The sequence below is a fragment of the Streptomyces corchorusii genome (genome assembly GCF_001514055.1).
GTDB lineage: Bacteria > Actinomycetota > Actinomycetes > Streptomycetales > Streptomycetaceae > Streptomyces > Streptomyces olivaceoviridis.
Genome location: NZ_KQ948375.1, coordinates 85,850 through 100,207, shown reverse-complemented (window position 1 = coordinate 100,207; position 14,358 = coordinate 85,850). Strand labels below are relative to the sequence as shown.

At 71.7% G+C, this 14,358-nt stretch carries 10 protein-coding genes; 6 read left to right on the top strand and 4 right to left on the bottom strand.

Features of this window, described 5'->3' with window-relative positions:
* Positions 1 to 24: 24 nt before the first annotated feature.
* Entirely contained in the window at positions 25 to 882 is an 858-nt protein-coding gene (locus tag AQJ11_RS47565) for a sensor histidine kinase (RefSeq protein WP_244218624.1), read from the top strand.
* Positions 883 to 944: 62 nt separating this feature from the next.
* Here AQJ11_RS47565 and AQJ11_RS40940 read toward each other — a convergent pair whose 3' ends face one another.
* Positions 945 to 2,342 (bottom strand): CHASE3 domain-containing protein, encoded by a 1,398-nt coding sequence (locus AQJ11_RS40940; RefSeq protein ID WP_059266807.1) that lies wholly within the window; start codon positions 2,340 to 2,342, stop codon positions 945 to 947.
* A gap of 261 nt (positions 2,343 to 2,603) precedes the next feature.
* Here AQJ11_RS40940 and AQJ11_RS40935 point away from each other — a divergent pair, with 261 nt between their 5' ends.
* The 5 genes from AQJ11_RS40935 to AQJ11_RS40915 are packed head-to-tail and all read left to right on the top strand — an operon-like array spanning position 2,604 to position 8,136.
* Positions 2,604 to 4,241 carry a peptide ABC transporter substrate-binding protein gene (locus AQJ11_RS40935; RefSeq protein ID WP_059266806.1) on the top strand — a complete coding sequence of 546 codons (1,638 nt, stop codon included), beginning with the start codon at positions 2,604 to 2,606 and terminating at the stop codon, positions 4,239 to 4,241.
* A gap of 5 nt (positions 4,242 to 4,246) precedes the next feature.
* Complete coding sequence (locus AQJ11_RS40930; RefSeq protein WP_041664784.1) at positions 4,247 to 5,170, top strand: ABC transporter permease; 924 nt, start codon at positions 4,247 to 4,249, stop codon at positions 5,168 to 5,170.
* Positions 5,163 to 6,131 (top strand): ABC transporter permease, encoded by a 969-nt coding sequence (locus tag AQJ11_RS40925; protein ID WP_014669149.1) that lies wholly within the window; start codon positions 5,163 to 5,165, stop codon positions 6,129 to 6,131. Before AQJ11_RS40930 ends, AQJ11_RS40925 begins: the two co-directional genes overlap by 8 nt.
* Before the next feature lie 9 nt (positions 6,132 to 6,140).
* Positions 6,141 to 7,115 carry an ABC transporter ATP-binding protein gene (locus AQJ11_RS40920; RefSeq protein ID WP_059266805.1) on the top strand — a complete coding sequence of 325 codons (975 nt, stop codon included), beginning with the start codon at positions 6,141 to 6,143 and terminating at the stop codon, positions 7,113 to 7,115.
* The gene (locus AQJ11_RS40915; protein ID WP_059266804.1) at positions 7,108 to 8,136 is read left to right on the top strand and encodes an ABC transporter ATP-binding protein; all 1,029 of its coding nucleotides are present in this window, start codon (positions 7,108 to 7,110) and stop codon (positions 8,134 to 8,136) included. Before AQJ11_RS40920 ends, AQJ11_RS40915 begins: the two co-directional genes overlap by 8 nt.
* A 320-nt stretch (positions 8,137 to 8,456) precedes the next feature.
* Here the strand turns inward: AQJ11_RS40915 and AQJ11_RS40910 are convergent, their stop codons facing one another.
* The 3 genes from AQJ11_RS40910 to AQJ11_RS40900 form a co-directional block, all read right to left on the bottom strand.
* Positions 8,457 to 9,761, bottom strand: coding sequence for a ParB/RepB/Spo0J family partition protein (locus AQJ11_RS40910; protein ID WP_059266803.1), 1,305 nt, complete (start codon positions 9,759 to 9,761; stop codon positions 8,457 to 8,459).
* Positions 9,758 to 11,011, bottom strand: a complete 1,254-nt coding sequence (locus tag AQJ11_RS40905; RefSeq protein ID WP_058084652.1) for a ParA family protein — start codon at positions 11,009 to 11,011, stop codon at positions 9,758 to 9,760. The genes AQJ11_RS40910 and AQJ11_RS40905 overlap by 4 nt, the downstream gene beginning before the upstream one ends.
* A gap of 270 nt (positions 11,012 to 11,281) precedes the next feature.
* Positions 11,282 to 14,302: an alpha-mannosidase gene (locus AQJ11_RS40900; protein ID WP_059266802.1), complete on the bottom strand. Its 3,021-nt coding sequence runs from the start codon at positions 14,300 to 14,302 to the stop codon at positions 11,282 to 11,284.
* Between the last annotated feature and the right edge of the window lie 56 nt (positions 14,303 to 14,358).

Genomic DNA, 14,358 nt, shown 5'->3' with positions numbered 1-14,358 from the left:
GGCATGGACGGCTGTCCGGCTGACGTGCCGGGCACTGATCGCCGTCCGTCCGGTCCGCCGGGCACCGACGGCGGCCCGGCCACCGCCTCCGGGCAGCCGGAGACCGCCGGGCGGACCGGGCCCGCAAGCGGTCGGGGCACGCTCACCCGGGTCGACGGCTCCCTGCTCCCGGTCGAGTGGACCCGCGTGCCGCTGTGCCGGCCGGGCGGCGACGCGGTCCTGTACGCCTTCGTGCCCCTCGCCGGGCCGGCCCGCGCCGGGCGCGGGATGCCGGACGACGGGCCGTTCCCGCTCCTCGCGCACCGGCAGGTGGAACGACAGCACCGCTACGCCCGGACCCTCCAGCACACGGTCCAGGAGCGCCTGGTGCGAGCCCTGCTCGGCCTGGGCCTGGCGCGGCAGGAGCTGGGCCCGGCACCCGCTCTGGTGATCGATCTGCTCCACGACGTGGTCCGCGACACGGAGGCGGCCCTGGCCGGCGTGCGGGAGGTCACCGACGCCCTGAGCCCCGGAGCCCTGCGCGCCGGAGGGCTTCCCGCGGCGCTCGCCGCCCTTGCCGGACGCTGCCCGGTGCCGATGACGGTCTCGGGCTCCCTGCCCGGACGGCTGCCCCGGCTGGTCGAGTCGCACCTGTACCTCCTCGTCGCGGAGGCCGTCGAGCGAGCCGTGGAGAACGGCGACGCCGCCCGCGTCCGGGTGACCGCCGACCTCGGGGCGAGCCTCGTGGTCACCGTCGTGGACGACGGGGCGCCGCCGGCCGGAGCGGCGGACCTGGCGGCGCTGGCCGCCCTGACGGAGCGGGCCGCGAGCCTGGACGGCACCCTGCGGGTGCGCCACACGCCCGGCGCCGGCACCACGGTCACGGCGGTCGTCCCGCTCTGACCGCGCGACCGCGCCCAGGGACACACATGTGAGCGCGCGCAGCGCAGCCCCCGCCTCCCGGCTCAGGCCGGGATCGGTATCTGGATCAGGATGGTGGTGCCCCCGCCGGGCGGGGAGTCGATGGCCAGCTTCCCGTCGAAGGCCGCCACGCGGTCCGCGAGCCCGCTCATCCCGTTGCCGGCGGTGGCCTTGCCGACGCCGCCGACGCCGTCGTCGGCGACCTTGATCCGCAGCACGTCCCCGAAGTCGAGGGTGACGTCGATCCGGGACGCCTGGGCGTGCTTGACCGCGTTCGTCACCGCTTCGGCCACGACGAAGTACGCGTTCGACTCGACGGTGGAGGAGATCCGCCGCTCGTCCCGGCTCTCGACGACGGTCGGCACCGGGCACCGGGACGCCAGGTCCTTCACCGCCGGCACCAGGCCCTTCACCGTCAGCACGAGCGGGTAGATGCCCGAGGCGAGCTCCCTCAGCTCGTTGATCGCCGTCTGCGCGTTGTCGATGGACTGGTCCAGCAGATCGATCGCGGCCGTCTCCGTCCGCGGTATCAGCTCCCGTGCCAGCCGGAGCCCGATCATCAGGCTCACCAGACGCTGCTGTGCCCCGTCGTGCAGGTCCCGGGCCGTACGCCGGTGCACGGCCTCGGTGCTCTCCATGATGCGTCTGCGGCTGTCCTGGAGGGATGCCGCCATGGTGTTGAAGGAGGTGCCCAGTGCCCCGATCTCCGCCACTTTGCTGGGCGCCATCCGCACGCTCAGGTCACCGCCCGCGAGTTCCTCCGCCGCGGCTGCCGCCCCGCGCACCGGCCGTACCACCGCACGGTGCTGGAGCACCGTGAAGACGGCCACGAGCGCGGTCGACGCCGCGAGTCCCAGGGCGGCGGCGAGCACCGCCTGGCGGCTGTTGGCGCCCGCCGCGTCCGTGCGTTCCGCGAGCTGGGCGCGTTCGTCCGTCGTGTAGCTGTCGAACTGTGCCCGCAGGACGTCGACGCGCTGTTTGCCCTCGGCCGTCTCCTTCAGGCCGGACGCGGCGGGATCACCCCGCCGGACCATCTCGACCAGCGGGACCGAGTAGTCGTTCAGGAAGGACTTGACGCCGCGCGTGATCCGCTCGGCGGCGCGCCGCTGTCCCGGGGAGGTGGCGCTGTCCGTGAACCGCCGCTCCTCCGCGGGCAACGCCTTGCGCGCCGCCTGCCACGGCTGGAGGAACTCCTCCCGCTCGGTGATCACATAACCGCGCTGCCCGGTCTCCAGGTCGAGGAGCAACTGCTCCATGCCACCGGCTTCGACGAGGGCCGTCCGGGACGCGCGCCGGGCCGAGACGGAGCTGTTCGCGTCGGAGATCGCGAACAGCAGGACGGCGAACGCCACACCGATCAACAAGGCGAGCAGGCCGCTCGCCGCGACCGTGAGGCTCGTCAGCCCCAGTCGCCGGCCCGTCTTCTCCTGTCGTGCGCCCATGTTCCGCCTGCCCGTGGATGAATCGAGACACCTGGAGTGTGCAATGTATCCGCACGGGAGCGGAAGACATGTCCACATGGCAGGCGCGGGGCGTGCGCCCGCGAGGTGTGCGAGCAGGTGCGGCTCCGCGGCGTCGGCCCGCCACACAGGCGGCCAGGGGCGCATATCGCGCAAACGTGTGATGCCGGGCCCACCGGTCGATGTCTACCTTTCCGGTCAACTACCCGTCCGCGGTCACGGTCCGTCCCCGAGGAGAGACCCATGCGCGCAGTCACCCATGCCACCTGGCCCGCCCTCGCCGCGGCGGCGGCCCTCACCCTCACCGCGTGCGGCGGCGGTGGCGGCTCGGACGGCGGCGGCAGCGGCAGCGGCGACGCCGTCCTCAGCGCGGTCTGGGGCGATCCGCAGAACCCGCTGGAGCCGGCCAACACCAACGAGGTGCAGGGCGGCAAGGTGCTCGGCATGATCTTCCGGGGGCTGAAGCAGTACGACCCGAGAACCGGCAAGGCCGAGAACGCGCTGGCCGAGAGCATCACCACCAAGGACTCGCAGACCTTCACCATCAAGGTCAAGAAGGGCTGGACGTTCAGCAACGGCGAGCCCGTCACGGCCGCGTCCTTCGTCGACGCCTGGAACTACGGCGCGAGCCTGAAGAACAACCAGAAGAACGCCTACTTCTTCGGCTACATCGACGGCTACGACAAGGTCCACCCCGACAGCGGGAAGCAGACCGCCGACACGCTCTCCGGCCTCAAGGTCGTCGACGACCACACCTTCACCGTCAAGCTCAGCCAGAAGTTCTCCACGTTCCCCGACACTCTCGGCTACGTGGCGTTCGCGCCCCTGCCGAAGGCCTTCTTCACCGACCACGCCGCCTGGCTGGCCAAGCCGGTCGGCGACGGCCCGTACACCATCACCTCGTACGCCAAGGGCTCCGAGATGCGGCTGCGCACGTGGGACGCCTACCCCGGCGCGGACAAGGCCCGGAACGCCGGTGTGGACCTGAAGGTGTACACCGACAACAACACGGCCTACACCGACCTGCTGGCCGGCAACCTCGACCTCGTCGACGACGTCCCGGCCCAGCAACTGGGCAACGTCCACCGGGATCTGGGCAACCGCTACCTGAGCACCCCCGCCGGCATCATCCAGACCCTCGCCTTCCCGTTCTACGACAAGGGCTGGAACACCCCCGGCGCCGCGAAGGTCCGCAAGGGCCTGTCGATGGCGATCAACCGCGCCCAGATCACCAAGACGATCTTCCAGAACACCCGCACCCCCGCCACCGACTGGACCTCCCCGGTCCTCGGCGCGAGCGGTGGCTACGACAAGGGGCTCTGCGGCGCCGCCTGCGACTACGACCCGGCCGAGGCCAAGAAGCTCATCGAGGAGGGCGGCGGCATCCCCGGCGGCCAGCTCAAGATCACCTACAACGCGGACACCGGCTCGCACAAGGAGTGGGTGGACGCCGTGTGCAACTCCGTCAACAACGCCCTCGGCGACGACAAGGCGTGCGTCGGCAACCCGGTCGGCACCTTCGCCGACTTCCGCAACCTGATCGGCCAGGACAAGATGACCGGACCGTTCCGCGCGGGCTGGCAGATGGACTACCCGCTGATCCAGGACTTCCTCCAGCCGCTGTACTACACGAACGCCTCCTCCAACGACGGCAAGTGGTCGGACAGGAAGTTCGACGAACTCGTCGACGAGGCCAACGCGCAGACCGACCCGCACCGGGCCGTCCAGCTCTTCCAGCAAGCGGAGGGCGTCGTGCGGGACACCATGGCGGCCGTCCCGCTGTGGTACCAGAACGGCAGCGCCGGCTGGTCCGACCGGCTCTCGCACGTCATGCTGGACCCGTTCAGCGTCCCCGTGTACAACGAGATCAAGGTCGGCTGAGCCACGTGGGGCGGTATGTGGTCCGGCGGCTGCTCCAGATGATCCCGGTGTTCATCGGGGCCACGCTGCTGATCTTCCTGATGGTGAACGTGCTGGGCGACCCGGTCGCGGGCCTGTGCGGCGACAAGGCCTGCGATCCGGCCACCGCGGCCCGGCTCAAGCACGAGTTCGGCCTCGACCAACCGGTGCTCCAGCAGTACGCGACCTACATGGGCCATGTCTTCACCGGTGACTTCGGCACCGCCTTCAACGGTGAGAGGGTCATCGACCTGATGGGCAGTGCCTTCCCGGTCACCGTCCGGCTGACGATCGTGGCGGTCCTCTTCGAGATCGTCCTCGGCCTCGGCCTCGGCGTGCTCACCGGTCTGCGCCGGGGCCGCCTCCTCGACACGGCCGTGCTGCTGCTCACCCTGGTCGTCATCTCCGTGCCGACGTTCGTCACCGGCCTGCTGCTCCAGCTGCTGCTCGGCGTCGAGTGGCGCTGGATCTCCCCGTCCGTCTCCCCGGACGCGGCCTTCGGCGAGCTGATCGTGCCGGGCCTGGTCCTCGCCTCGGTCTCCCTGGCCTACGTCACCCGGCTGACCCGGACCTCCCTCGCCGAGAACCTGCGCGCCGACTACGTGCGCACCGCGGTCGCGAAGGGGCTGCCCCGGCACCGGGTCATCACCCGGCACCTGCTGCGCAACTCGCTCATCCCCGTGGTCACGTTCATCGGCACGGACATCGGCGCGCTGATGGGCGGGGCGATCGTCACCGAGCGGATCTTCAACATCCATGGTGTCGGCTACCAGCTCTACCAGGGCATCCTGCGCCAGAACACCCAGACGGTCGTCGGCTTCGTCACCGTCCTCGTCCTCGTCTTCCTGGCGGCCAACCTGCTCGTCGACCTCCTGTACGCCGTACTCGACCCGAGGATCCGCTATGCCTGAGCAACCGCCGTACGAACCCGAGGGCGCCGTCGCCGGGACCGGCACGGGCGGTGCGATGGACCTCGCGGCGAGCGAGGCCCGCTCCCTGGAGCCCACCGCCGACGACCCGCGGGGGAAGCCGCGCGGCCTCTGGTCGGACGCCTGGCGCGACCTGCGCCGCAACCCGGTGTTCCTCGCCTCCGGCCTGGTGATCCTCTTCCTCGTGGTCATCTCCCTTCGCCCGTCGCTGATCGCGTCGGGCAACCCCCTCGCGTGCGACCTGGCCAAGGCCCAGCAGGGCTCCCAGCCGGGCCACCCGTTCGGGTACGACGGCCAGGGCTGCGACGTCTACACGCGCACCGTGTACGGCGCCCGCACCTCGGTCACCGTGGGCGTCCTGGCCACCCTCGGGGTCGCGGTGCTGGGCTCCGTGCTCGGCGGCCTCGCGGGCTTCGTCGGGGGCGTCTGGGACGCGGTCCTGTCCCGTGTCACCGACGTCTTCTTCGCGATCCCGGTGGTCCTCGGCGGTCTGGTACTGCTGTCGGTGGTCACCAGCGACACCGTCTGGCCGGTGATCGGCTTCATGGTGCTGCTCGGCTGGCCCCAGGTGTCCCGGATCGCGCGCGGCTCGGCCATCACCGCCAAGCAGAACGACTACGTGCAGGCCGCCCGCGCCCTGGGCGCGTCCAGCTCCCGCCTGCTGCTGCGGCACATCGCGCCGAACGCGGTGGCCCCGGTGATCGTCGTGTCGACCATCGCGCTGGGCACCTACATCTCGCTGGAGGCGACCCTGTCCTACCTCGGGGTGGGACTCAAGCCGCCGACGGTGAGCTGGGGCATCGACATCTCCGCGGCCTCGCCGTACATCCGCGACGCCCCGCACATGCTCCTGTGGCCGGCGGGCGCGCTCGCGATCACGGTGCTGGCCTTCATCATGCTCGGCGACGCGGTGCGCGACGCCCTCGACCCGAAACTGAGGTGAGTCGTCGTCATGCTGCTCGAAGTGCGTGACCTGCACGTGGAGTTCCGGACCCGGGACGGGGTCGCCAAGGCGGTCAACGGCGTCTCCTACGGCGTCGACGCGGGCGAGACCCTGGCGGTGCTCGGCGAGTCGGGCTCGGGCAAGTCGGTGACCGCGCAGGCCGTGATGGGGATCCTCGACACACCGCCGGGCCGGATCACCGGCGGCCAGATCCTCTTCCAGGGCAAGGACCTGCTGAAGCTGAAGGAGAGCGAGCGGCGCCGGGTGCGCGGCGCGCGGCTGGCGATGATCTTCCAGGACGCGCTGTCGTCGCTCAACCCGGTGCTGACGGTGGGCGACCAGCTCGGCGAGATGTTCGTGGTGCACCGGGGGATGTCGAAGAAGGACGCGCGGGCCAAGGCCGTGGAGCTGATGGACCGGGTGCGCATCCCGGCGGCGAGGGAACGGGTCGGGCAGTACCCGCACCAGTTCTCCGGCGGGATGCGCCAGCGCATCATGATCGCCATGGCGCTGGCCCTGGAACCGGCGCTGATCATCGCCGACGAGCCCACCACCGCGCTGGACGTGACGGTACAGGCCCAGGTCATGGACCTGCTCGCGGAGCTCCAGCGCGAGTACCGGATGGGACTGATCCTCATCACGCACGACCTGGGGGTGGTCGCGGACGTGGCGGACCGGATCGCGGTGATGTACGCGGGCCGGATCGTGGAGCAGGCACCGGTGCGCGACATCTACAAGACGCCCGCCCACCCCTACACCAGGGGCCTGCTGGAGTCGATCCCGCGCCTGGACGCCAAGGGCCGGGAGCTGTACGCCATCAAGGGGCTGCCGCCCAACCTCATGGACATCCCGCCGGGCTGCGCCTTCCACCCGCGGTGCCCGATGGCCAGGGACGTCTGCCGCACCGACGAACCCCCGCTGTACGAGGTGTCCGACGAGCGGGGCAGCGCCTGCCACTTCTGGAGGGAGTGCCTCGATGCCTGAGCCGATCCTCGAAGTCAGCGGGCTCGTCAAGCACTACCCGCTCACCCAGGGCATCCTGTTCAAGAAGCAGGTCGGTGCCGTCAGGGCCGTCGACGGCGTCGACTTCACCCTCGACCGCGGGGAGACCCTCGGCATCGTGGGGGAGTCGGGCTGCGGCAAGTCCACGGTCGCCAAGATGCTGGTCAGCCTGGAGCGGCCGACGGCCGGCGCCATCCGGTACAAGGGCGAGGACATCACCAGGCTCTCGGGCCGCGCCCTGAAGGCCGTACGCCGCAACATCCAGATGGTGTTCCAGGACCCGTACACCTCCCTCAACCCCCGCATGACGGTGGGGGACATCATCGGCGAGCCGTACGACATCCACCCCGAGGCGGCCCCGAAGGGCGACCGCCGCCGCAGGGTGCAGGAACTGCTGGACGTCGTCGGTCTCAACCCCGAGTACGTCAACCGCTACCCCCACCAGTTCTCCGGCGGCCAGCGCCAGCGCATCGGCATCGCCCGCGGTCTCGCACTGCGCCCCGAGATCATCGTGGCCGACGAGCCGGTCTCGGCGCTCGACGTCTCCGTCCAGGCGCAGGTCGTCAACCTGCTCGGCCGGCTCCAGAGCGAGTTCGACCTGTCGTACCTCTTCATCGCGCACGACCTGTCGATCGTGCGGCACATCTCCGACCGGGTCGCGGTGATGTACCTCGGACGGATCGTGGAGACCGGCCGCGACAGCGAGATCTACGACCACCCCACCCACCCCTACACCCAGGCGCTGCTGTCCGCCGTGCCCGTCCCGGACCCGGAGGCCACAGGCCGCCGGGAGCGGATCATCCTCAGCGGAGACGTGCCCTCCCCGACGGACGTCCCCTCCGGCTGCCGGTTCCGCACCCGCTGCTGGAAGGCACGCGAACGCTGCGCCATGGAGGACCCGCTGCTGGCGGTCCCGGCGGAGTTCCGGCACACGACCGGTCCCGCCGCCCACGCCTCCGCCTGCCACTTCGCCACGGAGTGGGCAACTGGCCCGGCCGTGTAGGGACTTCCTCATGCCGTCCGGGTTGCGATCGTGGGGTGTGCCCCATGGCGGCGGAGGCCGTGCGGCGAGAGAGTGGAGGTGTTCGGTTCGGACGGGATCCGGATCGTGCCGGATCCCGGCGATCGGCATCCGACCGCCTTGGACCACGTGTGGCGCGGCGGCCCCATCCCCCCGGGGGCTGAGCGCCACCTTCCCCGCGGTGCGGGCCCGGTGTCCGCGGACACCGGGCCCGCACCCACGTCGGCCGGTCCCCCGGCCGGCGGCCGGGTGGGGTCTGGTCGGAGGCCCCACCCGGCTCACACACGGGCGGCGACACCGGTTCAGTCGACCTGAGCGGCGGCCTGGTCGACGAGGCGCTGCGCGAGTTCGCCCAGCCGGGCGGGGTCGCGCTTGAGGGCCCAGACGCCCAGGAAGTCGACGAGGTCGAAGAACGTGTCGTCACTCTCGATCTTCCGGTCCAGCAGCATCGCGAGGGGGCCGGGCTCGTCGTACGGCAGTGTCCGGGTGGGGTGCCCGTTGGCGGCCGGGGGCGGGGCGCCGTCGGAGGGGGCGGCGGCCGTGCGCGGAGGGGCGACCGGCGGGGCCGGCTTCGACGGCACCGGGGAGGACACGGCGGGTGACGCCTCGGACCGGGCGGCTTCCCGGCCCGCGTCGGCGGTGCCGGCCGGCGTCGGCGGCGCCTGGACGCTGCCGGCGCCGGCCGCCCGGGGCGGTGGTGCCTGGACCGGTACCGTCGGCGGTTCCTCGTGCACGGTCGGCGGTTCCTCGTGCGCCGCCGGCGGTTCGTCGTGCGCCGCCGGTGCCGCGGCACCGGCGACCTGTCCGGCACCGGACACGGCCGGGTGGCCGCTCCCGGCCGCACCGGGGTCGGCCGTCGCCGTTTCCGCTTGGCGGGCGGCCTTGAGCGCCGCCTTCTCCGCCTCCTTGCGGGCGCGTTCGGCCTTGAGCGCTTCGAGCGCCGCCATCTGCTGGTCGGCCGGCTTGTTGCCGACGGCGCGCAGCAGGTCGATGGGTTCCTGGCCGATCCGCGCCTGAAGTTCGGGGGTGAGGGTGAGCAGCGCCAGCCGCTGCGACACCCAGCCCTGGGAGCGGTGCAGCCGTTTGGCCAGGGCCGTCTGGCTGCCGTGGATGACGAGCAGCCGCTGGAGCGCCCGGGCCTCGTCGAGTTCCTCCAGGTCCTGCCGGTGGATGTTCGCGACCAGCGCGGATTCGAGCAACTCCTCCGAGGTGCTGCCCTGTTCGTCGCTCACCATGACCTTGACGGTGGCGAGGCCGGCTTCGCGGGCGGCGGCCAGGCGGCTGCTGCCGTCGATGACGACATGGGTGGTGTTCGGCTCCAGGTCGCCCGCGCGGTCCGGGTTGGCCGCGAGATAGGCATCGCGGTTCATGACCGTGATGGCCTGCTTCTGACCGTGGGTCTTCAGACTGCCCGCGAGGTCGGTCAGATCGCCCAGCTGCGAGCGGGGGTTGTCGGGGTTGGGGCTGATCTGGTGGACGGGCAGTTCACTGGGCGGAGCCACGCCCTCGGTCGGCACTCCGGTCGCGGCGGCCACGGCCTGCCGGCGTGCGCTGACGGGCCGGGCGCCGCCGAAACGTCCGGCGCCCAGCTGGTCGGCCTTGCTCATGAGATCTCCCGGGCCAGTGCGCGCATCCCGATGGCCTGCTGCGACTTGGGGGCGTAGGACAGCAGGGGCTGCTTCATGCGGACCGCTTCCTTCTGTTCCTTCAGGTCGCCGATCAGTCCCACCACCCTCGGATCCTTTATGTCGACCCAGCCCTGGAGCGAGGAGGTGGCGATGTAACCGCGGCGCGAGTCGTAGAGGTTGACGACGATACCGAGGTAGTCGATGTCGATCTGGAGGTCGTCGCGCAGGTCGTCGATCTGCGTGGTGAGCAGTTCGTAGGCGTCGGCCGAACTGTCCTCGGCCTGCACGACGATGAGCGCACCGGACTGACCGGGCTTCTCGCCGTCGCGCCGCCTGCCGTAGTAGGCGGCGGCGTCCATGCTGAGGCCCAGGCTGGGCGGGCAGTCGACGATGATGACGTCGTAGTCCGGCTCCAGCGGGGCGAGCGCCCGCTCCAGGGCGGCCTCACGGGCCCGTACGGCGGACAGCCGCACGTCGAGGAGGAAGGCGTCGTTGCACGCGGGCAGCAGGTGCAGACGGTTGCCGAAGGTCTCCTCGTCGATGGGCACGACGAGGTCGCGCAGGTCGCCCTTGGGGTCGCCCGCCATGTGGTTGGTGAGGCTGTCGCCGTTCATCGGCAGGGGAGCGGCGCCGAGCTGGTTGGTGAGGTGACACTGGGGGTCGAAGTCCACCAGCAGGACCCGCATGCCGAGGCCGGGCAGGTTCTCGATCTCCAGGGGCTCGTCCTCGCCCTCCGCGGCGTCGGCGGCCCGCAGGGCCTTGGCGAGCGCCTTCGACACGCGCACGGCGTGCAGGGCGTTGGGGGACTCGGCGAGCGCCTCGCCGACGCCGGCCGTGATGGCGGTCTTGCCCACCCCGCCCTTCTGGTTGCAGACGATGACGCGGCGGGTGACGCTCGGCCGCTCGACGTCGGGCGCGGGGTTGGAGTCGAGCCACAGCCTGACGGACTGGGCGAGTCCCTGGATGAGGGAGACGCTGCGGTCCGCCGCCACCTTGCGGAACGTCTCCCACTGGCCGGGCGGGAGGAAGGTGGAGAAGGAGTCGGCGCCCGCGGTGTCGACGGGTTCGGTGGCCGAGGCGAGGGCGCACCAGTCCCTGATGCCCTGCTCGACGGCGGCCTGGATCTCGATGCCGTGCTGGGCGGCTCTGATTTTCAGGTCCTGCCGAAGCTGACCCGGCAGCTTGGAGACGACCTTGTCGCGGTCGCCGGAGGAGGCTGGAGAACTCATGGGGGTACCTTACTAACGCTCGTGATCCTTCGCGTCGCCGACACGTTAGTTAAGCCGACTGCCCGGTGGCCCGCGCCGCCCGCCGCGGCGGCCGGAAATGTCGTTCGCGCTCCATCTCCCCCCATGGGTAACGGATTTCGCCGCTCGTCGGATCAGTTACGGTTCCGCCCGCCCGGCTGAGCGGGTCACCCGCGAGCGGCAGTCCGCGACGGGCACCGAACGCGGCGCCGGCCGCGACCCGGTGACGGGCCGCGGCCGGCGCCGCGTCGCTCAGGCGCGCCGCAGCCGCAGCGTCACCAGCTCGAACGGCCGCAGCCGTACGGTGATCCGGTCGCCGTCCCGCTCCGGGGCGGTCGCCGTGGCCAGCGGGCGCTCCAGCAGGTCCGTCACCGTCACCTCCGCGACCTCGAAGCCGGCCGTGAGCGTGGCCCGGGCCCGGCCGCCGTGGGCCTCGTGGAAGCGGACCACCACGTCCCCGCTGCCGTCGTCGGCGAGCTTCACCGCCGTGACCACGACCGCGTCGTCGTCCACGGTGACCAGCGGAGCGACCTCGTGGGCGCCGGTCAGGCGCCGTTCCGGCAGGTTGACCCGCCAGCCCTCGCGCACCGCGTCCCCGATCCCGGCGCCGGGCACCAGGGCGTGCCGGAAGCGGTGGACGCCCTGGTCGGTCTCGGGGTCGGGGAAGCGCGGGGCGCGCAGCAACGACACCCGGACCGTCGTGGTCGTACCGCGGTCGCCGTCGGAGCGCACGGTCCGGGTCACGTCATGGCCGTACGTCGAGTCGTTGACGACGGCGACGCCCCAGCCGGGCTCCTCCAGGTGGACGAAGCGGTGGTTGCAGGCCTCGAACTTGGCCGCCTCCCAGGAGGTGTTGGTGTGGGTGGGCCGGTGGAAGTGCCCGAACTGCGTCTCGGAGGCGTACCGCTCGGCGTGCAGGTCGAGCGGGAAGGCCAGCTTGAGGAACTTCTCCGTCTCGTGCCAGTCGACCTCGGTGTCGATGACCAGCCGCCGCTCGCCCGCCCGCAGGGACAGCACCTGGGTGACCCGGGAGTCGCCGAAGGCGCGGACGACCCGCACCGACGCCCCGTCGTCGCCCGGCAGCACCGACTCGGCGTCGGTGAGGTCGGTGACGGTGTTGCGGTAGAACTCGTCGACGTCCCAGGCGTCCCACATGTTCGGGAAGTCGGGGTGCAGCTGGAGCAGGTTGGCGGCCTGCCCCGGCGCGACCGTCTCCCGGCCGGCCGCGATGTCGTACGCCGACACCACCAGGCCCCGGGCGTCGACCTCGATCCGCAGGCTGCCGTTGTCCAGCGTGAACCCGCCGCCCGCGCGCGCCGCGAGCGTGGTGCCGCCGGTCACGGCCGGGGTGGCGGCGCCGCCCGCCGGGACACCGTCACGGGGGTGCGGGGCCGCGTTGAAGACCAGCTCGGTGCCGCCCTCGCCGGCCAGGGCACGCTGGGCGGCCTCGATGATCGCGGTCAGCTCACCCGCGATCCGTTCGTACGTGGCCCGTGCCTCGCGGTGGACCCAGGCGATGGACGAGCCGGGCAGGATGTCGTGGAACTGGTGCAGCAGCACCGTCTTCCAGATCCGGTCCAGCTCCTCGTACGGGTAGGGGAAGCCGGTGCGCACGGCCGCGGTGGCCGCCCACAGCTCGGCCTCGCGCAGCAGGTGTTCGCTGCGCCGGTTGCCCTGCTTGGTCTTGGCCTGGCTGGTCAGCGTCGCCCGGTGCAGTTCGAGGTACAGCTCGCCCACCCAGACCGGCGGCTCGGGGTACTCGGCCTCGGCCTTCTCGAAGAACGCGCGCGGGGTCTCCCACTCGACGGTCGCCGAGCCTTCGAGGTCGCGCAGCCGGGCCGCCTTGGCGACCATCTCGCGGGTGGTGCCGCCGCCCCCGTCACCCCAGCCCGTGGGCGCGAGCGAGTGCCGGGCCCGGCCCTTGTCCTTGAAGTTCTTCGCCGCGTGGGCGATCTCGCTGCCCTTCATGGAGCAGTTGTAGGTGTCGACGGGCGGGAAGTGCGTGAAGATCCGGGTGCCGTCGATGCCCTCCCACTGGAAGGTGTGGTGGGGGAACTTGTTCGTCTGCGACCAGGAGATCTTCTGGGTCAGCAGCCACTTGGAGCCGGCCGCCTTGATGATCTGCGGCAGGCCCGCGGCGAAGCCGAAGGTGTCGGGCAGCCAGGCCTCCTCGTTCTCGATGCCGAACTCGTCGAGGAAGAACCGCTTGCCGTGCACGAACTGCCGGGCCATCGCCTCCGAACCGGGCATGTTGGTGTCCGACTCCACCCACATCCCGCCGGCCGGCACGAACCGGCCCTCCGCCACGGCCTTCTTCACCCGCGCCCACACCTCGGGCCGGTGCTCCTTCACCCACGCCCACTGCTGCGCCTGGGACATGGCGAAGACGAACTCCGGCTCGTCCTCGATCAGCGCGGTCATGTTGGACGTCGTACGGGCCACCTTGCGCACCGTCTCCCGCAGCGGCCACAGCCAGGCGGAGTCGATGTGCGCGTGCCCGACGGCGCTGATGCGGTGCGCGGACGGCACGGCGGGGGCCGACAGGACGCCGGCGAGCTGCTGCCGGGCCCGCTCCGCCGTGCCGTTCACGTCCTGGAGGTCCACCGCGTCCAGCGCCCGGTCCACGGCGCGCAGGATGTCCCAGCGGCGCGCGGACTCCACCGGCAGCTCGGCCATCAGCTCCCCGAGCACCTCCAGGTCCAGCACCAGCTGCCACACGGTCTCGTCGAAGACGGCGAGGTCCATGCGGGTCAGGGTGTACTGCGGCTCGCTGCCGGCGGTCTCCTTGTCGCCCAGCTGGGTCGGCAGGAAGGGGTGGTAGTCCAGGATGACCGGGTTGGAGGCGGCCTCGATGTGCAGCCGCACCTCCTCGCCGCCCGCCACGGGCGCGCCGATCCGCACCCACTGGTTGCGCGGGTTCAGGCCCTTCACCGGCGTGCCGTCGGGCCGGTAGACCAGGCCCTCGCACTGGAAACCGGGCATGTTCTCGTCGAAGCCGAGGTCCAGCAGGGCCTCGACGGTCCTGCCCGCCCACGCCGTGGGCACGGTCCCCGTCACCCGGAACCAGCTGGTGCCCCAGGGAGCACCCCAGCGGGCGCCCACCTCGATCGGCTCGGGCTCGGCGGCCAGCCCCTCCGCGACCGGCACCGGCTCGCCGGGCGCGTGCCACACCGCGACCTGGAGGGGTACGGACTCGGGGTACACGGCGGGGCGGATGCGTTCGTCGAGGACCCGCTTGAGGCGGGCTTCCACCAGAGTGCGGTCGTCATGCATGCGGGATGCTCCGTAGGTCGTACGTAAGGAGGGTGGTTACCAGGGTGGGTGACGGG

Coding starts and splice junctions, on each gene's coding strand:
- AQJ11_RS40910 (WP_059266803.1), bottom strand. CDS start 9,761: ATGAGCAAGGCCGACCAGCTGGGCGCCGGACGTTTCGGCGGCGCCCGG.
- AQJ11_RS40905 (WP_058084652.1), bottom strand. CDS start 11,011: ATGAGTTCTCCAGCCTCCTCCGGCGACCGCGACAAGGTCGTCTCCAAG.
- AQJ11_RS40925 (WP_014669149.1), top strand. CDS start 5,163: ATGCCTGAGCAACCGCCGTACGAACCCGAGGGCGCCGTCGCCGGGACC.
- AQJ11_RS40900 (WP_059266802.1), bottom strand. CDS start 14,302: ATGCATGACGACCGCACTCTGGTGGAAGCCCGCCTCAAGCGGGTCCTC.
- AQJ11_RS40935 (WP_059266806.1), top strand. CDS start 2,604: ATGCGCGCAGTCACCCATGCCACCTGGCCCGCCCTCGCCGCGGCGGCG.
- AQJ11_RS40920 (WP_059266805.1), top strand. CDS start 6,141: ATGCTGCTCGAAGTGCGTGACCTGCACGTGGAGTTCCGGACCCGGGAC.
- AQJ11_RS40940 (WP_059266807.1), bottom strand. CDS start 2,342: ATGGGCGCACGACAGGAGAAGACGGGCCGGCGACTGGGGCTGACGAGC.
- AQJ11_RS40915 (WP_059266804.1), top strand. CDS start 7,108: ATGCCTGAGCCGATCCTCGAAGTCAGCGGGCTCGTCAAGCACTACCCG.